Origin of the sequence: Clostridium nigeriense (assembly GCF_900086595.1) — a bacterium.
Classification (GTDB): domain Bacteria; phylum Bacillota; class Clostridia; order Clostridiales; family Clostridiaceae; genus Clostridium; species Clostridium nigeriense.
The window spans coordinates 1137101-1159455 of sequence record NZ_LT575472.1 but is presented as its reverse complement, the minus strand read 5'-3'; the positions used below and the strand labels follow the sequence as shown (position 1 = coordinate 1159455).

Sequence of the window (22355 nt, the reverse complement as noted above, 5' to 3'; positions counted from 1 at the left end):
TAATCTTTAATTAAAGTTTACACTTGTAATTAATAATAGTCAACCACTTTTTTCCATTAATTAAGTTTTCATATATATCTAAAGAATATTACTATTCCAAAGAAATAAGGAGCTGTATTTTACACAACTCCCCATAGTTAATTTTTTTATAATACTCCAAAAGCAAGTATTAACGCACCAAATACTATAGATACCATAGACATTAATTTTATTAAGATATTTATAGATGGCCCTGTTGTATCTTTAAATGGATCTCCAACTGTATCACCAACTACTGCTGCTTTATGACAATCAGATCCTTTTCCTCCTAAAACACCTGACTCAATGTATTTCTTCGCATTATCCCATGCTCCACCTGAATTTGACATCATAATTGCCATTGCAAAACCTGTTACAGTTGAACCTGCTAGTAATCCAGCTACACCATTTGGTCCTAAAATTAATCCTACAACTACAGGTGTTGCTATTGCTATTATTGCTATTGTAATAAGCTCTTTCTGAGATGATTTTGTACAAATATCTACACAAGCTTCATAATCTGGTTCTCCTTTTCCTTCCATAAGCCCTGGAATTTCTTTAAATTGTCTTCTTACTTCAACAACTATCTTAGATGCTGCTCTACCAACTGCATCCATTGTCTTTGCTGAAAAAAGGAAGGTTACCATTCCACCTATAAATAAACCTATTAAAACTTGTGGATTTAATATAGATAAGTTAAATTGAAAATTATACTCTCCGCCTTTAACTATATTTTCAATTGAATCTTTGTATGCTGCAATAAATGCAAGTGCTGTTAATGCTGCTGATCCTATGGCAAAACCTTTTCCCGTTGCTGCTGTTGTATTTCCTAATGAATCTAAAGCATCTGTTCTTTTTCTTACCTCTGGATCTAGTTCTGCCATTTCAGCTATACCTCCAGCATTATCTGCAATAGGTCCATAGGCATCTGTTGCAAGAGTAATTCCTAGAGTAGATAACATTCCAACTGCTGAAATTGCTATTCCATACAACCCTAAATTAAAATCACTACTTCCACCTGATAAATTGAAACTTATTAAAACAGATATAGCTACTATTACTACTGGAATTGCTGTAGATGCCATTCCTAAGGAAAGTCCCCCTATTATTATAGTTGCTGGACCAGTTTTACTCATATCAGCTAATTTCTTTGTAGGTTTATAATTATCTGAAGTATAGTATTCTGTAAAGAATCCTATTAACATTCCTGCAATAAGGCCTGATAATATACTAAAATATACCCCTATATTTTCTGATCCTAATAAGTACTTAACAATAAAAAAAGAGCCTACTGCAACAATTATTGAAGATATATAAGTTCCTCTTCTTAAAGCATTTAAAAGATTTTTTTGACTTGCATCTTCTTTAGCCTTAACAAAGAAACTAGAAAATATAGAAGCTACTACACCTAAAGTTGCAACTAATAAAGGAACAGCAACACCTTCAGTAGACAATCCTGCTGCTACTGCTAAAGCGCAAGAAGAAATTAATGATCCAACATAAGATTCATATAAATCTGCTCCCATCCCAGCTACATCGCCAACATTGTCTCCTACATTATCTGCAATAACCGCTGGATTTCTTGGATCATCCTCAGGTATACCAACTTCAACTTTACCAACTAAATCTGCTCCAACATCTGCAGCCTTTGTGAATATTCCTCCACCTACTCTAGCAAATAGCGCCATTGATGATGCTCCTATACCAAAAGTCAATATGTTAGTTGTAACTTGAAGTAATTTTTCTGCTTCTACTAATTCTCTGTAATACCAATCTAAAAATGAATATCCTAATGCTATATATAAAAGCCCTAAAGAAACTACTACTATTCCAATTATACATCCACTTTTAAAGGAAATTTTTAAAGCTCCATTTAAACTTTTTTTAGCTGCTGTTGTGGTTCTTGAGTTAGCATTAGTTGCTACTTTCATTCCTATAAAACCAGTAAGTCCTGATAAAAAACCTCCAATAACAAAAGAAAAAGGCACAAATATTGAAACATATCCAAAAAAGCTCATAATTAAAAATATAAGAAACATTATTGCAAAGAAAATCGCAACCCCCTTATATTGCCTTTTTAAATATGCATTTGCTCCTTTCCTAATTTTAAGAGAAATACTTTTTACCTTTTCTTCACCTTCATCAGCTTTCATTAGTATGTTTGCTTCGTATATAGAAAAAAGCAAACCTAAAATAGATCCAAGTAAAACTAAAAGAATGAAATTCATAATAATTCCCCCTATATTAAAATAAAATAATTTATTTTACTTTATTATACGTTTGAAATTTCAAGAAATTACCTTAGTCTACTTATTTTTATCTTAGATTTGCTTAACTTTATTATAATTCATATTTATTTCTTTAATGAATGTTCTATTATCATATCTATAAATTCAGTGTAGCTTATTCCCTTTTCTCCTGCACTTTGTGGGAAAAGGCTAGTGGATGTCATACCCGGTAAAGTATTTACTTCTAAAACATATGGTACTCCATCTTCAGTAATTATCATATCAATTCTAGAATAAACTGAACATTTTAAAGCCTTATAAGTTTCTAAAGCCATTTTCTTAACTTCTTCATACACTTTAGGCTCTAAATCTATAGCATAATGCTCTGCTCCATTTGCGGAATATTTTTGCTCATAATCATAAAAATCTGTTTTAGCTTTTATAGCAAGTACTGGGAATAATTCATTTTCAAATACAGGACAAGTTATTTCATCACCCTTTATAAACTCTTCAATCATAACTTCCCTATCCCACTTTAAACCTTCTACAACAGCAGCTTCAACATCTTCCTTCTTAGTTATCTTAAATGTTGCAACGCTTGACCCACCATTAGTTGGTTTAATAAATACTGGATATCCCATTTCTTCTATTGCATTATAATCTATTTCTTGAACTGAAGATACATTAATCCATCTTGCAGTCCTTATTCCCTTAGCTTTTAAAACACTTTTAGTTAAATCTTTATCCATACATAAAGAACTACTTAAGGTATCACATCCTGAATAAGGAACTCCTAAAGTCTCTAATACAGCTTGAACTTTTCCATCTTCCCCAAATTTTCCGTGTAGTGCTAGTAAAGCAAAATCTAATCCCTTAACTTTTTCTAAAACATCTTCTTTACTATCTATAATAACTGGAACTACTTCATATTTTTCTTTATTAATATGTTGTATGATAGAATTTCCACTACTTAAGGATACTTCTCTTTCTGAAGATATCCCTCCCATTAAAACTCCAACTTTCATATATTGCGCCTCCAAAATTACAAATTTGCTATAAAATTCTCAATAACAATTATATCACTATATAAAGTATGATAAAAGTAATAAAAAAGAGATAAATATTATATCCTTCAACCTTGGTAAACTCCAAGTCAGCCTAATATAATATTTATCTCTGTATGATAAAGTTACTAACTTCTCATAATTTAGAATTGTAAACTCTATTTCTTTTTCAACTCTTTATAGTATTTACAATATTGCGTTAAGTTGCAAATTTCACACTTAGGATTTCTAGCTATACAACATCTTCTTCCATGGAATATTAATAAATGGTGTGTTAAACTCCATTCTTTTTTAGGAAGTTCTTTTTGTAATTGTTTCTCAACTTCTAAAACATTGTCTGAATCAGCCATCCCTAATCTATTAGAAACCCTAAAAACATGTGTATCTACAGCTATTGAAGGAACGCCAAAGGCATTTGATAATACTACATTAGCAGTTTTTCTTCCTGCACCAGCTAGAGAAGTTATTTCTTCCATAGTTCTTGGTACTTCTCCATTAAAATTTTCCTTTAACTGATTACACATCATAATTAAATTTTTAGCCTTACTTCTATATAGTCCTATTTGTTTAATTCTCTCTTCTAATTCTTCAATTGAAAGATTTAAAAAAGCATCTAAATCTGGATAGTCCCTAAATAAAGTTTCAGTAACTTCATTTACCTTCTTATCTGTTGTTTGAGCAGAAAGTATAGTCGCTACTAAAAGCTGAAATGGAGACTCATGGTTAAGCTCACACTTAGCATCTGGATAATCCTCTTTTAAAATCTCTAAAATAGCTTTAGTTCTTTTTTTCATTAAATCACCTACTTATATACTCCTTTATATTTTTCAGGAAGTAAGTTTGCAATTGACTTCATTATGTATTCCATGCATCTATCATCATAGTCATGCTTATCTTCATCTTTTTCTTTTGTAGGTAATGATATAGGATCTCCAAATTTAATATTTACATCTGCATAATTAAATTTTTCTCCTCCCATATCTCCATTATCATTTATAGGAAGAAGTATTTCTGTACCTGTCATAGCAATAGGTACTATTGTTGCTTTAGTAAGTCTTGCAATTAATAAAATTCCTTTCTTACCTTCAATCATAGCACCTGTCCTACTTCTAGTTCCTTCTGGAAAAATCATAAGGTTTTCTCCACCTCTAACTAATTTTACTATGTTAGTTATTGCTTCTTTATCAGCTGAATTAGGTTTAATACCTACGTTTTTAACCATCATAGTTCCAAGCTTTGTTACTGGATCGTTTGATAATTTTATTCCAGCTACAAAGGTTGGATCATACTTTTCCTTCAGTACCTTATCTAAAATCAAACCATCTGCATTACTTAAATGATTGCATATAAATATTATAGGCCCTTTAGCATTTCCTACATTTTCAAATCCCTCTATTTTAATATTAGCATATTTTTTAAAATACTTATTTACAATAAATTTTGTTATCTTTACTACTACTGACTCTGGTAAAGCATTTATTACCTTTACTAATGTTGGTGATAACATTATTCTCCCTCACTTCCTCACTTTATATCTAATATTATATTTTATTCCTCTTTAAAAGTCTATTAACATAATCTTTCAAATAAGTGGAATCTGTTTTAATATTACTAATATCGCCATTATCATTATTAATTTTAATTAATGCATTTCTCTTTAAAACATTCTTCCCTCTCCAGCCACAAGAAGTTCTAAAAAAACTTTCCTTAAACTCCTTTGTACTTACATTTATTAAATCAATAGAATTATCTCTATTCATAAAATCATAGGGATAAAAATCTTTTATATTAGAGTACTCTATTTTTTCATTATATGGACAAGAAGTTTGGCAACTATCACATCCAAATACTCTACCTTTTAATAACTTTATATGTTTATCCTCTAGCTCTTTTTTTTGAGTAAAATAAGATACACAAATATTACTATTTTTCTTATAAGAATTAATAGCTTTACTTGGACATGCCTTATAGCAAAGTTCACATTCTCCACATTCCTTAAAGTTTTGAATTTCTCTATAATCTCTTTCCTCTGTTTCAATTTCTAAATTTGTTATAATTTCACCTAAAAAAACATATGAGCCATATTTTTCTGTAATTATTAAATTATTTTTCCCAACGAACCCCACTTTTCCTAAATATGCTATATACCTTTCAGGTAAAAAATTACTATCTACAAAGGATGATGCTTTTCCACCTTTACTTTCTATAAATTCACATATCTTTTCTAAATAAGATTTAACTACTCTATGGTAGTCAGTTCCTCTTGTGTAAACAGAAAATCCATTATCAAAATAATTAACATCATGAAGATAAGGGAAAGCTATTGAAATTATAGTTTTCCCCTCTTCCATATATATATAAGGATTTATTCTCTTTAAGACATCCTTTTCTTCAAATTCATTTTCAAGTCCTTTTTCTTTTCTTTCATAAAAGAAGGACTTTAACTCTGTAAATTCCCTACACTTTATAAATCCTAAAGTATCTAAGCCTAAACCTTCACAGAATTTTATAATTTCATCTTTAATCATAATAACCTCTATATCATCATGTTGTTATATATAGTTTTTCTATTTCCTTCTTTATCTATTACTTCAATTATATCATCTGCATTTTTAATTATATTTCTTCCTGCACAACCAACAACAGTAGCACCTTCTGGAACATCCTTTAAAACAACAGTATTTGCACCAACCCTACTACCTTTTTTTAAAACTATTGGTCCAAGAACCTTTGCTCCTGCTCCTATTATAACATTATCTTCAACAGTTGGATGCCTTTTACCTTTTTCTTTTCCAGTTCCTCCAAGGGTAACACCATGATAAATAGTGACATTATCTCCTATTTCAGTAGTTTCTCCAATAACTACTCCCATTCCATGATCTATAAATAATCCTTTTCCTATTTTTGCTCCTGGATGAATTTCTATTCCTGTAATAAATCTAGCAATTTGTGACACTAATCTAGCACAAAAAAATCTTTTATGATTATATAAAAAGTGTGCCATTCTATATGCTGTTAATGCATGAATACACGGATATAATAAAAACACTTCTATTTTACTTCTGGCTGCCGGATCATTTTCTAATATATTGTTTATATCATATTTTAATTTATTAAACACAACTTTTCCTCCTCTAATCGTATATTCCCATTGATATATACTTTTCTCCTCCATCTGGTGCCATTGCTAATATTTTTTTACCTTCACCTATTTTTTTTGCCATTTCTAAAGCTACATAGATAGCTGCCCCTGAAGATATTCCAAGTAATATGCCTTCCTTTTCAGCAACTAATTTAGTTATTTTAAAAGCATCATCATCCGAAACTTTTACTACTTCATCTATAACTTTAGGGTTATAAATTTCAGGTATAAACCCTGATCCTAGCCCTTGAATTTTATGAGCTCCAGCATTTCCTCCACTTAAAACAGGTGATTTTTTCGGTTCAACTGCTACTATTTTTATATTCTTTATTTTTTCCTTTAATTTATTTCCTACTCCAGTTACAGTTCCACCAGTTCCTACCCCTGCAATAAATACATCTAAATCCTTTAAATCAGAATATATTTCTTCGGCAGTTGTATAATAATGCTTTTCACTATTTGCTAAGTTTTCAAACTGCTGAGGCATAAAATAATTTTCCTTTTTAGAAAGCTCTTTAGCCTTTTCTATAGCTCCATTCATGCCTTCTGCTCCATCTGTTAATATAAGCTCCGCTCCATAAGCCTTAATTAAATCTCTTCTCTCCTTACTCATAGTATCCGGCATTACTATAATAACCTTATATCCCTTAAGCCTTCCTATCATAGCTAAAGCAATACCAGTATTTCCGCTTGTAGGTTCTACTATTATAGAGCCTTTCTTTAATTTACCTTCACTTTCTGCTTTTTCAATCATTCCTAAAGCAGCCCTATCTTTAACACTTCCACCTAAATTATATTTTTCTAATTTTACATAAACTTCAGCACTATCTTTATCCACCAAATTATTCAATTTTATAATTGGTGTGTTTCCTATTAAATCTAATATATTATTATAAATCATAACATCCTCCAAAATTAAATAACTCTTACTGGAGTTTTTTAATTAATTTTTCATTTTTCGACAGTCTCTTTATTCTTTATCTCCGTGTAATCTATATATGCTTTTTCATGCTAAAATCATCAATAATTTTACATTGTATAAACTTTTAAATAATAAAAAAACTTCGTCTCTAAGCCTTATAGAGACGAAGTAACCTCCGTGGTTCCACTCTAATTAGATTAAAAATTTAATCTCACTCTTAATGCAATTGCATTTCATTGTAACGGATGATTCCGGAAAGTTCTACTATTAGTTCAAACTTCAACTCCAAAGGGCACTTCATATAAATTCTAGGTGAAAAGTTCTCATCTACCTTTTCTCTCTGTAACCTTCCTTTATACTACTTTTCTTTTTCATAGTTTTTAATTCCGAGTAATTTACTAAATTTTATATTCTTATTATATGACTAAAATTTTAATTGTCAATATTTAACTTATCATCTTATCTTTTTCTTCCATATTGGATATAAGATTTCATCTATTATATCATGAGCATTTACAGCTCCTATTAACTTATTTTCTTCATCTATAACTGGTACAGTTAACAAATCATACTTTGCAATAAGTTCTATGGCTTCATCTACATCCACATCATTTCTTATAACATCTATATCTTCTACCATTATATCTTTAACTTTAACATCTGGCTTATTTAAAATTAAATCAGAAGGTGTGATAGAACCAATGACCTTTTCTTCTTCATCTGTTATATAAATTCTATAAAGCTCATCTTCTTCTACTTCTTCCATTTCCCTTAAAATATCTATTATTTCACCAACAGTTATATCTAAATTAAAGGAAATAAAATCTGTACTCATTATACTACCTACAGCTTCATCCTCATATTTTAATATTTCTTTTACCTCATCAGCATCTTCTTTTTCTAAATTTATAAGAATTTTTTCTCTTTCTTCATCATCTAGTTCATCTAATACGTCTGCTATTTCATCATTAGACATTATTTCTAAAAGCTCTGCTGCCTTAGCTTCACTTAATTCTTTTATTATACTTCCCTTATACTCTGGATCTATTTCTTCTAATGTATCTGCTGCTAAATCTTCATCTAAGGATTCAAAGATTTGCTTTCTTGAGCTTGCATCTAAATTTTCTAATATATCTGCTAAATCTGCTGGATGTAATGTTGAGAGTTTTTTATATGGAACAGAAATTTGTAAGTTGTTATTTACCATTTCTAAGGATTCAACATCATCCCACATCAATACTCTATCTTCATATTCCTTCCTTAAAACCTTATAAATAAAACTTCCTATCTTTGCACAATTAAGTCTTCTAAATCTAGCATAAGGACCTGTTTCAACTGCTATAACCCTATATTCTCCTGCAATTTCTGCTATCCTTAAATCATCAACTCTTACAACTTGTTTTCCATTTATATCTACAATTTTTTTGTCTAATAAATGTTGTGATAGTAAATAGGAATATGTCCTCGGTAGTATTTCCTTACTACCTCTTGTAACTATCTTTATCCTATTGCCTTCTTGTTGATAAAAATTAATAGTCCTAAACTCATAATGAAAAGTGGAACCATCTCTTTTTACCTTATAACCAATAACTCTAGGATAGCCATCCTCAGTAGTTACATAAATATCCTTAAGTTCTCCAATGCTTTCGTCAAACTCATCATATATCTTTCTTCCTAGGATATTTGTATATAGAAATACTGATAGTTTCTTCATATTTTTCATATATATTCCTCCTTCTTTTTAGAGGAGAAATATTTGAAGTTAATTCATAATGAAGTATATCTCCTCTAAAAATCTAATATTCAATTTTATTAAATCACTACTCTGAGGGACACCCTCCATTTTAAATTCACCCCTTATTTATCAAGAATTATTTTTAAATTTTACATATATTCTATCCAATATTATATTATATTAAAATTAAGTAAAAAGGCAACGTATAAATGAAAATTTAAGTAGAAAATTATAATTTAAATATAAAAAACTCAAGTTAATAACCTTGAGTTTTTATAATAATTATTAAATTAACAATTTTTAGCACCTAAAACTTTTAATCCACCCTTTATACATTTAATATTAAGTGGAAAATCTGGCCCCTTTTCTCCATCTATATCAGTAACAATATTTTCATTTGATTCTACATATAAATTATTTGTTTTAAAATAAATTACGTTATCTGAATCTAAGTGTTCTCCCTTTAGAACCTTTACGAATAAAGGAATTAATTCAATTATAGGAATAGCTTTAAATATTATTACGTCAAGTAATCCATCAGTTGCATTTGCTCTAGTTGCTAATTTAAAGTTTCCTGCTGTTTGTCCATTGAATACTAACATAAAATACATATTTCCTTCGTATTCCATTTCATCTGCTTTAATTTTTATTGCAAGTTTTCTAAAGTTAGGTAGTTCTTCAAGCCCTTTTAAGTAATAGGCTAATTTTCCTATAGTATTTTTTAAATTAACATCTGTTTTTTGAGATACGTCAGTAAATAAACCTGTGCTTGCTACATTAACAAAATATTTATCATTTATGCTACCTAAATCTACTGAGGTAACCTCTGATGATAATATTTGTCTACAAGCTTTGCTTATATCCGATGGCATTCCTAAAAATTTTCCAAAATCATTTGCTGTACCTACTGGTAAAATACCAATTGGAATAGAAATACCACATTTCGCCATAGCATTTACTACATTATCAATAGTTCCATCTCCACCTGCTATTAAAACATAGTAGTAATTGCTATCTTTAAAATCATTAAAAGCGTTTATTACATCTTCTTCCTTATCTATTCTATATGGGACAATAGTGTATCCTGCTTGTTGGTGTATTTTTATAACCTTATCAAGATGATCAAGTATTAAGTTTTCTCCAGAGTATGGGTTATAAATAAATTTAACCTTTTTCACATTACCCCTCCTGCATTATAAATTTTTAATAATTCCATATAATAAAATTATACTATATAGTATATTACTATATTTTACAAATAAATCAAATCAATTATTAGTCCTATTTCTTAAAAATATCTTAAATTATCTTAATAATTAATTTAATATTTAAATCTCTTATATTTCTTTATAAACTATGATATAATATTGATTTGATAATAAGGAAAAGGGAAAATAAATCCTTATAACTTTTAGACCAGGAGTGATTATATGAAAAAAAGTTGTATCCCTAATATTTTTACATTTATAAATTTATCATGTGGAATAATCTCTATTTTATATACTATGAGTGGAAACTACTTATTTGCATGCTTCTTTATTTTAATAGCTGCACTTGTAGATAGATATGATGGAAGAGTTGCAAGATGGTTAAATGTTTCTAGCGAACTTGGAAAGGAATTAGATTCTCTTGCAGACCTTGTATCCTTTGGAGTTGCACCATCAATTCTTACTTTTTTAATGTATGAATTAAAAAATGTAGGACCTGCTGGAATAATCGGAATCGCAGTTTTACTAGCCTTCCCTATTTGCGGAGCATATAGATTAGCTAGATATAATACATCAAGCTTTGATGGAGTATTTACTGGAGTACCTATAACAATTGCAGGAAGCTTTATAGCTATATTTGTATTCTTTACTTTAAATGTTAGGGTAAATCCATTTATTCCAATAATTTTATTAATATTAGGTTCTTATCTTATGGTAAGTACATTTAAATTGAAAAAAGTTTAAAGAGCTGTCCTATGGACGGCTCTTTATTCTTCTTCTTCGTCATCTTTATATTTATGAGGAGAATTTTTAAAATCTAATTCATAATTAATCTCTGTTAATATATTATCCTTTATTGCCTTTTCGTCTATAAAGCTTTTCTTTATCTTACAATACTTAACATAAGAAGTATTGCATTCATCTAAAGCTTTTATTATCTCATCAATAATTTCACCTACATCATCTGCTCTCTTAACAGCTTCCTTAACATCACTTTTCTTTGCTTCTGATATATTGTTAAGTTCATAAGCTCCTCCTATTAATAATCTATAGGAGTTAACTAAGGAATTTAAAAGTGTAGTTAAATTACTTATATCTGTATACTGATCTTTTATTAAATGCCTGTAAGCCAATTAATCACCTGCTTATTTAGCTATTTTTATTTCTCCTAAGAATTCTTCATCTATAAATTTATACATACTTTCACCTTCATTAAAGATATCTTCAACTTGTTTAGGCTTCTTACAAGTTACTTCTTTATTTACTAGTCTGCAATTAATATTTCTTATTTTCTCTTTTAATATTTCTCTAGCATCCTCAAGTAAATTATCTATAGTTTTCTCAACCATATCATAATTTAAATTTTTGCAATTTAATTCTCTTAAGTTTTCATTATATATATCTGCAAGTTTACCTATATACTTATCAATTAATCCGTCCTTGTCAGATGAAGATATTGGCATTCTTACATTAGATATCAATTTATTATAGTCTTCATATAAATCTCTAAAGCTTTTAGCATAATAATTTATTAATTTTATACTTTCAAATTTAGTTTTTCCTAAACAATTTGCATCCTTTAGTTCATCTATAAATCTTACAAAACTTATTATATATTTAATAGTTTGCTCCTCAACATCCTCATCTACTATGTTATTCTTATAATAAGCAATAAATTCTTCCTCTTGCCTAGTATCATTTATAGAATCTAGGTCCTGAAGTTTATCTCTATTAATAATAGCTTTTTCTTGTGTATCATATTCCATAGAATTATTTTCTGTATTATATCTAAAATCTTCACTAAATACTACTGGAACAAAAAACTCCTTTGGTATTGAAATAAACATAAGCAACCTCCTTAAGGGTTAGAAACTTTGCAATAAGGCTTATAGTATGCTCTTGGATATTTACATAAAGGACAAACTAAAGGTGCCTCTTCTCCCTCATGAATATAACCGCAGTTCATACATACCCATAAAGAATCCTTAGGTCCCTTAAACATAGTTCCATCTTCTATCTTATCGTAAAGTTCTTTAAATCTCTTTGCATGACTTTCCTCAACTTCAGCTAACTCTTTATAAAAATCTGCAACTTCAGTAAATCCCTCTGCCCTAGCTTCCTCTTCAAATTTTTTATAAACATTCTCTGTTTCGTTAGTTTCTCCTAAAATACAATCTAATAAATTGTTCTTAGTGCAACCTATTAAATTCAAATATGATCCATAAACTTCTCTTGCATGAGCTAATTCATTATGTGCAGTTTCATCAAAAACTTCAGCTACCCATTGATATCCATCAACTCTTGCCTTTTCTGCATATAAAGTATATTTATTTCTTGCCCTTGACTCACCTGCAAAGGTTCTATAAAGATTTTGTTCAGTTTTACTTCCCTTAAAATCCATACTATTCTCCTAAAAATTTATACACTTATACATTATGCAATGCTACATCCAATTGTGAAGGCAAAAGTTAGCAGAGAAATATTTTATAACGCTACCAATATATAATAAGAATTATCTTAATTTACAAAGATATTTCTATCTTCATTACAAACTAATTCTATAGACTTTTCATCTTTATTCTTAGTTATTAATTTTACCTTATGGCCCCATAAATCTTGTACATACTTTAAAGTTTCCTTAGCATAAGAAAGTTCTAATTCTCTACCATCAAAATAATGTTCTAAAGTAAGGGTTAAATCTCTTCTATTTAAATCAACCACTCTTATATATGGAATAGACGCTATTCCACAGGTATCTGATAAATAATTTCTTATTTCTCTCCATCCTTCCTCATCAGGAACTTCCTTAACTACATAATCAAAACTTTTCTTTGCATACTGAAATAAATTTAATTCCTCACAAAGTTCTCTAGTTAAATACCTTCTTAAGAAAGAACTATCTCTTTCATTTTTTCTAACTTCAAATATTTTTTCTCTACCATACCTTTTTTCTATATCCTCAAAGATCTTAAAGCCTATATAATAAGGATTTAAACCACCTAAAATAGGAGCTACTACATCATTATGTCTTTTTAAAAATTCAAAGTGAAGTCCATCGTCTAAGTTTAAGGACCTTAATATATTGTAATGCCAAAAACTTGCCCATCCTTCATTCATGATTTTAGTTTCAATTTGTGGCATAAAATATTGAGTTTCTCTTTTAACTATTCTTAATATATTTTTTTCCCATTCTTCTAAAGAGCTATATTTTATAATAAATCCTATTACATCATCACAAGGTTCTAAAGGAATCTTAGAAACATCAGGAAATTCAATTTCCTCATGAACATCTAATATACCTTTGTTTTCTTTCTTAGAATTGTAATCTGAAATTATTCTTTCTTTTATTTCTTCGTTAGATAACTCCTTTATTCCAACAACTCTAGGTATTTGGTATCTTATTGCATGAGCTGCATCTAATACCTTTTCAACCCTCTCATAACCTATACTAGGATCATTTATATAGTCTCTAATAATTTCAGCATCTAGCTTAAACATCTCTAAAACGCTTTTTGCTTTAGTACCTTCAGTAAATAATCTATTATTAGCAAAAAAATCGTTATGTCCATAAACATGAGCCATAGTTAATATTTGTAATAACAATGTATTTTCCCTCATTAAATAAGCTAAACATGGATTTGAGTTTATTACCATTTCATATGGCAATCCTGTCATATTTAATGAATACAGTGTTTTATTTTTATCATAGGCCTTACCATAACTCCAATGAGGATATTTTGAAGGCATACCTACATATGCCTCATATCCTAGCATCTCATTAAAACCTATTATTTCAAATTCTTGTGGATAAAAATTAAGTCCAAACTCCCTTGCTTTTTCTTCTATAATTTCATTCCACTCTTCTAAAGTGCTAACATTGTATTCCATAATTATTCCTCCTTTAGCTCTTTAGATAACATTATCTTTAAAGCCCCCCATAAGTCCTTCTTCTCCTTAACTATTACAGAGACAAAGTTCTTATTATTTATTTCCTTATTAAATCTATAATACATGGTAGTTGAATAGGTAGAAGGTAATAATTCCGCATATCCAAACATATTGCTTATATCACAAAGATCCCTAACAGATTTCATTGCACGTTCATTATCTTCACTCCAGTTATCCCCATCGCTAGCATAAACGGGATAAATATTCCACATTTCCGGTGGATATTTTTCTCTTATTAATTTTAAAGCTGTGTTTATACCACTAGATATATAGGTTCCACCAGATTCTGCCTTATGAAAAAATTCAAACTCATTTACTACCTTTGCAACGGTTGTATGAGATATAAATTCAAAAGCAATATTATTATATTTTCTTCTTATAAATCTAGATAAAACAAAGAATAGGGATCTTGCTAAATACTTTTTGCTACTATCCATGGAACCTGAAACGTCCATAATAAATATCATTACAGCATTACTTTCCTTTTTAGGTTTTTTCTTAACCTTGTGATATCTTAAATCCTCTTCCTTAAAAGGAAACCTTTCAATATTATTACTTAATCCTGCTTCTAATAATGCCCTCTTTTTTCCTTGCTTTCTAGCTATTTTTGAAGCAACTGTTTTCTTTTTTGCAAGTCTTGGATTTATTCCATATCTTTGATATCCACGCTTTCTTCCTGAGCTTTCTGTAATTATTTCAGAATACTTTTTCTTATCTAAATTTGGCAACTCTAAATCTTCAACAATATAATCTAAAAGCTCTTCTAAGGTAACTTCTGTCTCATATATATCTTCTCCTGGTGAATTACCTGCCCCTTTATTTCCTTCACTTCCAGAATTTTTTCCACCCTCTCCTATTTTATCTCCACGTTTTTCTTCTCCCGTCCCAGTTGCAACCCCCTTGTTGTTCTTACCAAAAACAAATTGATATTCTTTTATTCCTCTAATAGGAATCTTAAATTTCTTATTTTTACTTTCACCAATTATACTCTCTTCTGAAAGAATATCTCCTAAATTTTCTTTTATAGATTTCTCAACTAACTGCCTATGCCTTCTTCTATCTTCTATAGATCTATCATGCTCTAATGGATTATCAGCATTATCCCTAAAGATTGCCATTTTATCAATCCTTCCACAAGTTGTTTGCAGCATATTTAAGAATTACATCACAGCAGTGTAAGCAATATCCATTATTTTGCATTTCATTAACCATAGAATTATATTTTTCGGCCTGTTCTGAATCTCTAACTCTTGATTTAGTTATTATTCTTGAAAGATCTTTCACAGATGCCATAAGTTTCTTTTCTATCGCTTCTTTTAATGGTTCATAAGAAGTATAATCTATCTTGCTTCCATTTCTAACTAAATAGAACATATAAGAAGTTACATCTGCTCTAAAGCCCTTGCAGGAGTTTTCTGATACTCCAATTTGCTCTTCAATACTTCTCATAAATTCTTCATCTGGATTTAGCTCTTCTCCAGTAGATGTGTCCTTTATCTTACTCTTATTAACAAAGGCTTCTGCATTATCAATATAATTATCAAATAAACTTTCAGCTTGTTCCCTAAATGAATGTATAAATGCCTTAGTAATTTCCTTTTCTAAAATTTTATTATATTCTTTTCTTATAGTATCTTGAATAAATCCTAAGTACTTTTTCTTATCTTCTGAGGCTATATCTAACTCCTTAACGGATTTAACTATGCTTTCCATTATACTTAAAGGATTAATACAATTATGCTCTGAACTAGATAAAGCATTATCTATTGCCTTTATAATAAACCTTGTGCTTATTCCCTTCATTCCTTCATAAGAACCTGCTTCTTCCCTTAGCTCACTAATATCAATTCTCTTTGTTCCACCCTTTTCAACTATTTCTTCACCGTTATATATCTTAAGCTTAGTTATAGGATCAACCTTTGCTGAGGCTGATAATCTAGTAAGAATTGCAAACATAGCTGCTATCTTCATAGTATGTGGAGCAATATGTGCATTAAAATTACTCTTCTTTAATATTTTTTCATATATCTTAACTTCTTCATCTAGCTCTAAACAATAAGGTACTTCTATTTTAACTATTCTATCTAATATAGCTTCATTTGTATGATCTGATTTAAATTTATTCCATTCAGCTTCGTTAGAATGGGCTATTATTAGACCATCAAAATAAATCATTGAGCCTTTTCCTGGGGAAGGAATTGACTTTTCTTGAGTTGCAGTGATAATTGTATGAAGGTATTCAACATCATTTTTAAATACTTCTATAAATTCAACTAAGCCTCTATTACCAACATTAAATGCTCCATTTAGTGAAAATATTCTTGGATCATCTTCAGGGTACATATCCATTTTAGATATATCTATTGACCCCGTTAATATAGAGGTATCTTGATTATTTGGATCAACTGGTGGAACAACACCAATTCCCTTTCTTGATCTAATAGAAAACTCTTTTTTCTCTACTGGGAAATTTTCATACTCTCCATTATAATCATTTAATAATTTGTACTTGCATACTGGACATAGGTCTCCCTCTATTTTTACTCCTAATAATTTTTCAAAATCTGGCCTTAAATGAGTTGGTATTAAATGTAAAGGCTCTTCATGCATAGGGCAACCTTTTAATGAATAAATGGGTTCACATTCTACTAATGCCTTTTTCAATGCTTCAACTAAAGAAGATTTACCCGCACCAACTGGTCCAACTAAATATAATACTTGTCTAGCCTCTTCTCCATTCATAGATGCTGAATGGAAGTAATTTACTAGTTTCATAATTATCTTATCAATACCAAAGAAATCATCCTTAAAGAATCCATATTTTCTTATAGAATCATTGCCATATATTTTTTTAACCTTAGGATTTTCCTCACCCTTTAGCACTTCTACACCCTTACTAACTATCATGTCGTATATTCGACTATGAGAAAGTTTAGCTATATCTGGGTTTTCTCTAACTATTTCTAAATAATCTAAAAATGTTCCTTCAAATTTTTCCTTATTTCTGCTTTCTCTATCACTTTTTATAAATTCCTTGAAATTCAAAATGACTCCCCTCCTTTTTATAAAATATATTCATTGTCCTTGTTTATATATGACAAGTATTTTTACCATAAACAAACTCCTTTTAATTTTCTATAAGTATGTAAAAGAGTAAAAAATGTGAATATAATTTATTTAGTTTTTAATGATATAAAACCTGCATATATAATTTCATTTTGGAAATAATATATTTTATTAATCTAAATAATATTAAATATTACACTCATTGATAATCTAATAACTATCAAGCTTGACAAATTAATAACTATTATTAATTAGTAACTTTTGTTGATAATTTGATTATAATGTAGTATAATAACATTAAGAAAAACATAAAGGGGTGTTATACATGGATGGAATAGCATGCATGCTTAGCAAAAAGTGTAGAAGAGAAAAATCAGAGGAAATCGTAAAAAACATGAATGAAGAACAAAATTCATATGAAGAAATTTACGGTAAAGAAGAAAAGAAAAACTAAGCAGTGAATTAAAAATTAAATAAATATTAATTAATACTAAAAAATCCACGGCAAATATGTATCCGTGGATTTTTTAGTATTTTAAATTAAATATTATATTAATTTATTATGTTATTGTATTCTATATGGATATAAAGAATTATTTAAAAACTCAAAACCACCTTTTGTTGTAATACTTCCTGTAACAGCATTATTTTTTGTTTTATATTTTAAATACTCTATATTATAAGATATTATAATCCTATTTGTATCAAATACTTTTTCATCAAAACTTAATCCCTTTGGTATTTCAAAAAAATATATATTCTTATCATAAGGATTTAAAAAAGGACTGTATACTTCTTCTCCATCTTTATAATTATCAAAATACTCTCTAGACTTTAAATCGTATCCTTCAAATATAGGACCAGTATTATTAGAAAATCCATGTTTACTATCTCTTTGAAACTGTAACTTAGCTTCTCTTATAATTCCATAATACTTACTATTATTTTTAAAACTAATTTTTATTATATAATTTTCTTCATCTTCTTCAAAGCCTTCATATCTTATACTAGAATCTGGCACATTAACTATTCCATCACTATAAATTTTCTTATTACCAAAAATAAACTTAAAGCCTAATAAGGAAAATGCCAAAAACAAAAAAATTCCTAAACTTATTTTCATAAACCTTTTATTCATTTTCCATCCTCCTACTCTATATCTTTTTTCATATAAATCTTTAAAGATATAAATATTGAAGATAAAAATATAAGAACTATTACTAAAAATAAAAATATGCAATACATTTGTTTTGTTGTATTAGTAATATCATGGGTTATTAAATTAAAATGCTTAATTGAAAATATTACTATTTTATTAAATATATCTATCAAAAAATTTTCACCTAAATTATTTCCTAATATAATGTGCTCATATCTAAATCCAATTATATAGAAAATCATAAATACTATAATAGGCCCTATATTTCTTATAACTTTATATCCAAACTTAAATATTAAAGGTATTATTATTGAAAAACTAAATATAATACTATAAAAACTAACAACTACATCTTGTAATACCATTGTTCTTGATAAAGCCAAGAAATTTATACTAAATATAATATAAGTTAACACATTGGATAAAAATAATACTAGCAGTATTAAAATATACTTTGAATAAACTATATCTTCCCTTTTATTTGGAAGACTTAATATATAACTTTCACTTTTATTTAAACTATCATAATAAAAACTATTCATAACCACTACATAAGTTATTATTATGGGAATAATAGTGGGAAGTACATATGATAAAGTCCCCATAATTACTAATCCAATAGCAAATGTAAATATAATATTTTTTAAAGATTTTATTTTTAATGAAACTAATAAATCTTTTTTTATTAACTGAAGCATTGTTTTCCCCCTTATTACATAATATATTTACTTATTCTAAAGTATATGGAGCTATTGAATTATCTATAAATTCTGTTGCGCTGCTAGAAAAAGCACCACCAATTACAGTATTGTTATTAATTTTATACTTATAATATTGAACATTATATATAATAGTCATTTTATCAGTATCAAAACCTTCCTTATCAAAGCTTATTCCCTTAGAAATTTCAAATACATAATTTCTTTCTTCCTTAGGTCCAAAGTATGCACTGAAATTATATTTTTCACCTGGCTTTAAATTCAATATATATTCTCTTTCTGTATTATCATATCCACTAAAGGTAGGTGCCCCTTGCGATCTTCCAGCAAATTGTAAACTTAAATTATGAAAACTAGCATAATAATCCATCGTATTTTTTATACTTACTTTTATCTTATAAAAATTATCATCCTCTTCAAATCCAATATACTTTATTATTGGTTTACCTTGGTCAAAATTCATTGAATCCTCATATAAAACTTTATTATCTAAAATAAATTTAAATCCTAAAATAAAAATTAAACTTAATATAAAAATACTTAAACTCATATAAATAAACTTTTTATTCATTTTAGCAGCCCCCTATCCTATATCTCTTTTTGTATATATTTTCAAAGATATATAAATTGAAAATAAGAATATAATTACTGCTATCATGAATAATAAAATAATATATACAGTTGTTGCTACAACTTTATAATCATAATTATTAAATTTAAATAAATTGTAAAATAAAACCCCTATTTTTCTAGATAAGTTAATTAAAATTGTTTCTTTTCCATATTGAATAAAATTATTAATAGTATTATTTGTATAAGCCAAATATCCAATAAAAATAGTAATAAAAGGAGCTATTAATCTTCCAACTCTATATCTATACTTAAATATAATAGGCAGTGTTATTGAAAAACTTAATAATATTGTTAATGAACTTATAATTACATCCTGTAATACCATAACTCTAACTGAGTTTAAAATATTTAATCCAAACAATAGATACATAAATATATTTGATAAAAATAAAACTAAAAGTATTAAAATATATTTTGAATAAACTACATCTTCTCTCTTATTTGGAAGACTTAATATATAGCTTTCACTATTATTTAAACTATCATAATAAAAAGTATTCATAATTACCATATACGTAATTATAATTGGTAAAATAGTTGGAAATATATACGATAATCCACTTAATAAAAACAATCCAACTATACAAGTTAATATAATAGCTTTTAATGATCGTATTTTTAGTGATACTAATAAATCTTTTTTTATTAATTGAAGCATTACTTCTCCCCCCTTATATAGTGATACATTATATCTTCTAAGGTAGGAATACTTATATTCTCAGAGCTTAAACCATTTTTATTTATGAATAATCCTTCTTCATAATATTTATTTTTCTTATAAGATATAAAATTTAAATTACTATTTTCAAGTTCTTCCTTTGAACCTCTAAAAATTCTAAACCTTTCTTTTATCCATTCCATATCTTCACTAAAAACTAATTTTCCCTTATTAATAAATGTTATATAATCTGCAATTCCATCTAAGTCTGATGTTATATGTGTTGAAATAATCACACTTCTATTTCCATCCTCTATTGATTCTTGAAGAAGTTTTAAAATATCCTTTCTAACTATAGGATCTAATCCTGCCGTTGGCTCATCTAATATAATTAATTTTGCATCATGGGACAAAGCTCCAGCTAACATAACTTTAATAGCTTCACCTTTAGATAAATTTCCTATATAACTTTTACTTTTAATTCCAAAGCTTTCAATATACGAACTAAATAATTTCTCGTTAAACTTTGAATAGGAAGACTTTAATATTTTCTTGTAATCTTTAATATTTAAGTGTTGATAGAAGTTAAAGTTATCAAATACAAAACCAATATTTTCCTTAATATAAACTTCTTCCTGAAAAATATCCTTGTTAAAAATTTCAATTTTTCCTTCATCAGCTTTTATTAAGCCAAGAAGAAGTTTAATTAATGTTGTTTTACCCGATCCATTTGGTCCAACAAGTCCCATAATATATCCTTCTTTTAATTCAAAAGAAATATTTTCAAGCCTAAAATTTTCTCTAATCTTACTTAAATTCTCTACCCTAATCATACTATTCTCCTTCATAAAGCAAATCTATCATATTCTTAATATCACTCTTCTTTAACTTAATTGCTCTTGATATATTTAAAATATCTTCAAGTTTCTCTTCTATTTCCTTTAGTTTTTCTTCATAAACTAACTCCTTATTATAATAAGAAACATAGCATCCCTTTCCACCTACTGTTTCTATAAATCCTTGACTTTCAAGCTCATCATAAGCTCTTTTAGTGGTTATAACACTTATATTCAAGTCCTTTGCTAATGATCTTATAGATGGTAACTTTTCATTAGGCTCTAGATCCCCACTTATAATTGCTTCCTTAATAGAATTTACTATTTGCTCATAAATAGGAAGCTTGGAAGAATTACTAATTAATATTTTCACCTTCTCACCTCACAGACTGTAATTTCTGTAAATACCGTATATGTATACTATATACAGTACGTAGATATGTGTCAATACTTTCCAAATAAATATAAAAAATTAACGTTCTATAGTAAAATGAAAAAACTCCCTTAGGAGTTTTCAAAACTAAATTATTTATTATTAATTTTTCTCCATTCTAATAGTTTTTTCAACCATTCCCATAGATTTATAAAATTCTATTGCACTTTCATTAAATCCCCAAACTCCAAGCTCTAAGCTTTCAGCACCATTACTTTTAACCATTTCATATATCTTATTAAATAAGATTTTTCCAAATCCCATTCTTCTAAAGCCTTCCTTAATACATATTTCATCTATATAAGCAAAATATTTGTCCTTTAATAACTCCATATTATTAATCTCTATATATCTCACTATTGAATATCCCACTATTTTATCATCTAAAGTTACAACTAATATTTCTATTTCCTTATCCTTTAATAATTCATTAAAATATGTCCTATAGATAGTTTTTCTAGCTTCTTTATATATATCAGATCTATTTTTTAAATGATATAAATGTAATTCCTTAGAAATATTGCTTATATTCTTATAATCAGTTAACTTAGCATGTCTAACCTCTACCCCATAAAATCACTCCCAA

23 protein-coding genes, 1 pseudogene and 1 other annotated feature are annotated in these 22355 nt (G+C 28.0%); of the genes and pseudogenes, 2 read left to right on the top strand and 22 right to left on the bottom strand.

Annotated features, from left to right (window positions below; genetic code table 11):
- Positions 1-146 precede the first annotated feature (146 nt).
- The 9 genes from BN6774_RS05670 to BN6774_RS05630 all read right to left on the bottom strand — a co-directional run bounded on the left by BN6774_RS05670 (position 147) and on the right by BN6774_RS05630 (position 10287).
- On the bottom strand, positions 147-2246 hold the full coding sequence (locus tag BN6774_RS05670) for a sodium-translocating pyrophosphatase (protein ID WP_066891102.1): 2100 nt from the start codon (positions 2244-2246) through the stop codon (positions 147-149).
- Positions 2247-2371: 125 nt separating this feature from the next.
- The gene (locus BN6774_RS05665; RefSeq protein WP_066891100.1) at positions 2372-3271 is read right to left on the bottom strand and encodes a D-alanine--D-alanine ligase; all 900 of its coding nucleotides are present in this window, start codon (positions 3269-3271) and stop codon (positions 2372-2374) included.
- Between the two features lie 197 nt (positions 3272-3468).
- A complete protein-coding gene (gene nth / locus BN6774_RS05660; RefSeq protein ID WP_066891098.1) occupies positions 3469-4104 on the bottom strand; it encodes an endonuclease III in 636 nt (211 codons plus the stop codon).
- A gap of 8 nt (positions 4105-4112) precedes the next feature.
- Entirely contained in the window at positions 4113-4817 is a 705-nt protein-coding gene (locus BN6774_RS05655) for a lysophospholipid acyltransferase family protein (RefSeq protein WP_066891096.1), read from the bottom strand.
- 34 nt (positions 4818-4851) lie between these two features.
- A complete protein-coding gene (queG, locus tag BN6774_RS05650; protein ID WP_066891093.1) occupies positions 4852-5838 on the bottom strand; it encodes a tRNA epoxyqueuosine(34) reductase QueG in 987 nt (328 codons plus the stop codon).
- A gap of 8 nt (positions 5839-5846) precedes the next feature.
- Positions 5847-6431: a serine O-acetyltransferase EpsC gene (epsC, locus tag BN6774_RS05645; RefSeq protein WP_066891090.1), complete on the bottom strand. Its 585-nt coding sequence runs from the start codon at positions 6429-6431 to the stop codon at positions 5847-5849.
- A 13-nt stretch (positions 6432-6444) separates the two neighbouring features.
- On the bottom strand, positions 6445-7353 hold the full coding sequence (cysK, locus tag BN6774_RS05640) for a cysteine synthase A (RefSeq protein ID WP_066891087.1): 909 nt from the start codon (positions 7351-7353) through the stop codon (positions 6445-6447).
- A 177-nt stretch (positions 7354-7530) separates the two neighbouring features.
- Positions 7531-7758, bottom strand: a binding site (T-box leader).
- Between the two features lie 70 nt (positions 7759-7828).
- Positions 7829-9088 carry a magnesium transporter gene (locus BN6774_RS05635; protein ID WP_066896454.1) on the bottom strand — a complete coding sequence of 420 codons (1260 nt, stop codon included), beginning with the start codon at positions 9086-9088 and terminating at the stop codon, positions 7829-7831.
- Between the two features lie 311 nt (positions 9089-9399).
- Positions 9400-10287, bottom strand: coding sequence for a YegS/Rv2252/BmrU family lipid kinase (locus BN6774_RS05630; protein WP_066891084.1), 888 nt, complete (start codon positions 10285-10287; stop codon positions 9400-9402).
- Between the two features lie 252 nt (positions 10288-10539).
- Between BN6774_RS05630 and pssA the strand changes: the two genes are divergently transcribed.
- On the top strand, positions 10540-11061 hold the full coding sequence (gene pssA / locus BN6774_RS05625; protein ID WP_066891081.1) for a CDP-diacylglycerol--serine O-phosphatidyltransferase: 522 nt from the start codon (positions 10540-10542) through the stop codon (positions 11059-11061).
- Positions 11062-11084: 23 nt separating this feature from the next.
- Here the strand turns inward: pssA and BN6774_RS05620 are convergent, their stop codons facing one another.
- The 6 genes from BN6774_RS05620 to BN6774_RS05595 form a co-directional block, all read right to left on the bottom strand.
- The gene (locus BN6774_RS05620; protein ID WP_066891079.1) at positions 11085-11450 is read right to left on the bottom strand and encodes a hypothetical protein; all 366 of its coding nucleotides are present in this window, start codon (positions 11448-11450) and stop codon (positions 11085-11087) included.
- A gap of 12 nt (positions 11451-11462) precedes the next feature.
- Positions 11463-12164 carry a hypothetical protein gene (locus BN6774_RS05615; protein WP_066891077.1) on the bottom strand — a complete coding sequence of 234 codons (702 nt, stop codon included), beginning with the start codon at positions 12162-12164 and terminating at the stop codon, positions 11463-11465.
- Between the two features lie 11 nt (positions 12165-12175).
- A complete protein-coding gene (locus BN6774_RS05610; RefSeq protein ID WP_066891069.1) occupies positions 12176-12718 on the bottom strand; it encodes a rubrerythrin family protein in 543 nt (180 codons plus the stop codon).
- 116 nt (positions 12719-12834) lie between these two features.
- Positions 12835-14205 carry a SpoVR family protein gene (locus tag BN6774_RS05605; RefSeq protein WP_066891068.1) on the bottom strand — a complete coding sequence of 457 codons (1371 nt, stop codon included), beginning with the start codon at positions 14203-14205 and terminating at the stop codon, positions 12835-12837.
- Between the two features lie 2 nt (positions 14206-14207).
- A complete protein-coding gene (yhbH, locus tag BN6774_RS05600) occupies positions 14208-15383 on the bottom strand; it encodes a sporulation protein YhbH (RefSeq protein WP_066891065.1) in 1176 nt (391 codons plus the stop codon).
- 4 nt (positions 15384-15387) lie between these two features.
- The gene (locus tag BN6774_RS05595; RefSeq protein WP_066891063.1) at positions 15388-17310 is read right to left on the bottom strand and encodes a PrkA family serine protein kinase; all 1923 of its coding nucleotides are present in this window, start codon (positions 17308-17310) and stop codon (positions 15388-15390) included.
- Between the two features lie 346 nt (positions 17311-17656).
- Between BN6774_RS05595 and BN6774_RS18930 the strand changes: the two genes are divergently transcribed.
- Positions 17657-17785: a hypothetical protein gene (locus tag BN6774_RS18930; RefSeq protein WP_268873130.1), complete on the top strand. Its 129-nt coding sequence runs from the start codon at positions 17657-17659 to the stop codon at positions 17783-17785.
- Between the two features lie 111 nt (positions 17786-17896).
- On the opposite strand, the gene BN6774_RS05590 is transcribed toward BN6774_RS18930, so the two are convergent.
- From BN6774_RS05590 to BN6774_RS05560, 7 genes and pseudogenes are all read right to left on the bottom strand, one after another.
- Positions 17897-18469 (bottom strand): hypothetical protein, encoded by a 573-nt coding sequence (locus BN6774_RS05590; protein ID WP_066891062.1) that lies wholly within the window; start codon positions 18467-18469, stop codon positions 17897-17899.
- A gap of 11 nt (positions 18470-18480) precedes the next feature.
- Positions 18481-19188, bottom strand: a complete 708-nt coding sequence (locus tag BN6774_RS05585) for an ABC-2 transporter permease (RefSeq protein WP_066891059.1) — start codon at positions 19186-19188, stop codon at positions 18481-18483.
- A 31-nt stretch (positions 19189-19219) separates the two neighbouring features.
- Entirely contained in the window at positions 19220-19780 is a 561-nt protein-coding gene (locus BN6774_RS05580) for a hypothetical protein (RefSeq protein WP_066891057.1), read from the bottom strand.
- A 12-nt stretch (positions 19781-19792) separates the two neighbouring features.
- On the bottom strand, positions 19793-20500 hold the full coding sequence (locus BN6774_RS05575) for an ABC-2 transporter permease (protein WP_066891054.1): 708 nt from the start codon (positions 20498-20500) through the stop codon (positions 19793-19795).
- The gene (locus tag BN6774_RS05570) at positions 20500-21348 is read right to left on the bottom strand and encodes an ABC transporter ATP-binding protein (protein ID WP_235829584.1); all 849 of its coding nucleotides are present in this window, start codon (positions 21346-21348) and stop codon (positions 20500-20502) included. Before BN6774_RS05570 ends, BN6774_RS05575 begins: the two co-directional genes overlap by 1 nt.
- Positions 21335-21709, bottom strand: a complete 375-nt coding sequence (locus tag BN6774_RS05565; protein ID WP_066891048.1) for a GntR family transcriptional regulator — start codon at positions 21707-21709, stop codon at positions 21335-21337. The genes BN6774_RS05570 and BN6774_RS05565 overlap by 14 nt, the downstream gene beginning before the upstream one ends.
- Before the next feature lie 162 nt (positions 21710-21871).
- Positions 21872-22315 (bottom strand): annotated as a pseudogene (locus tag BN6774_RS05560) (GNAT family N-acetyltransferase); the annotation flags it as partial.
- Between the last annotated feature and the right edge of the window lie 40 nt (positions 22316-22355).

Bases quoted from the DNA above. Each gene is read 5' to 3' on its own strand.
- BN6774_RS05570 (WP_235829584.1), bottom strand. From the start codon at position 21,348: ATGAAGGAGAATAGTATGATTAGGGTAGAGAATTTAAGTAAGATTAGA.
- BN6774_RS18930 (WP_268873130.1), top strand. From the start codon at position 17,657: ATGGATGGAATAGCATGCATGCTTAGCAAAAAGTGTAGAAGAGAAAAA.
- cysK (WP_066891087.1), bottom strand. From the start codon at position 7,353: ATGATTTATAATAATATATTAGATTTAATAGGAAACACACCAATTATA.
- BN6774_RS05575 (WP_066891054.1), bottom strand. From the start codon at position 20,500: ATGCTTCAATTAATAAAAAAAGATTTATTAGTATCACTAAAAATACGA.
- BN6774_RS05585 (WP_066891059.1), bottom strand. From the start codon at position 19,188: ATGCTTCAGTTAATAAAAAAAGATTTATTAGTTTCATTAAAAATAAAA.
- nth (WP_066891098.1), bottom strand. From the start codon at position 4,104: ATGAAAAAAAGAACTAAAGCTATTTTAGAGATTTTAAAAGAGGATTAT.
- BN6774_RS05615 (WP_066891077.1), bottom strand. From the start codon at position 12,164: ATGTTTATTTCAATACCAAAGGAGTTTTTTGTTCCAGTAGTATTTAGT.
- BN6774_RS05670 (WP_066891102.1), bottom strand. From the start codon at position 2,246: ATGAATTTCATTCTTTTAGTTTTACTTGGATCTATTTTAGGTTTGCTT.
- BN6774_RS05655 (WP_066891096.1), bottom strand. From the start codon at position 4,817: ATGTTATCACCAACATTAGTAAAGGTAATAAATGCTTTACCAGAGTCA.
- queG (WP_066891093.1), bottom strand. From the start codon at position 5,838: ATGATTAAAGATGAAATTATAAAATTCTGTGAAGGTTTAGGCTTAGAT.
- BN6774_RS05610 (WP_066891069.1), bottom strand. From the start codon at position 12,718: ATGGATTTTAAGGGAAGTAAAACTGAACAAAATCTTTATAGAACCTTT.
- BN6774_RS05580 (WP_066891057.1), bottom strand. From the start codon at position 19,780: ATGAATAAAAAGTTTATTTATATGAGTTTAAGTATTTTTATATTAAGT.
- BN6774_RS05635 (WP_066896454.1), bottom strand. From the start codon at position 9,088: ATGAAGAAACTATCAGTATTTCTATATACAAATATCCTAGGAAGAAAG.
- BN6774_RS05605 (WP_066891068.1), bottom strand. From the start codon at position 14,205: ATGGAATACAATGTTAGCACTTTAGAAGAGTGGAATGAAATTATAGAA.
- BN6774_RS05590 (WP_066891062.1), bottom strand. From the start codon at position 18,469: ATGAATAAAAGGTTTATGAAAATAAGTTTAGGAATTTTTTTGTTTTTG.
- pssA (WP_066891081.1), top strand. From the start codon at position 10,540: ATGAAAAAAAGTTGTATCCCTAATATTTTTACATTTATAAATTTATCA.
- yhbH (WP_066891065.1), bottom strand. From the start codon at position 15,383: ATGGCAATCTTTAGGGATAATGCTGATAATCCATTAGAGCATGATAGA.
- BN6774_RS05665 (WP_066891100.1), bottom strand. From the start codon at position 3,271: ATGAAAGTTGGAGTTTTAATGGGAGGGATATCTTCAGAAAGAGAAGTA.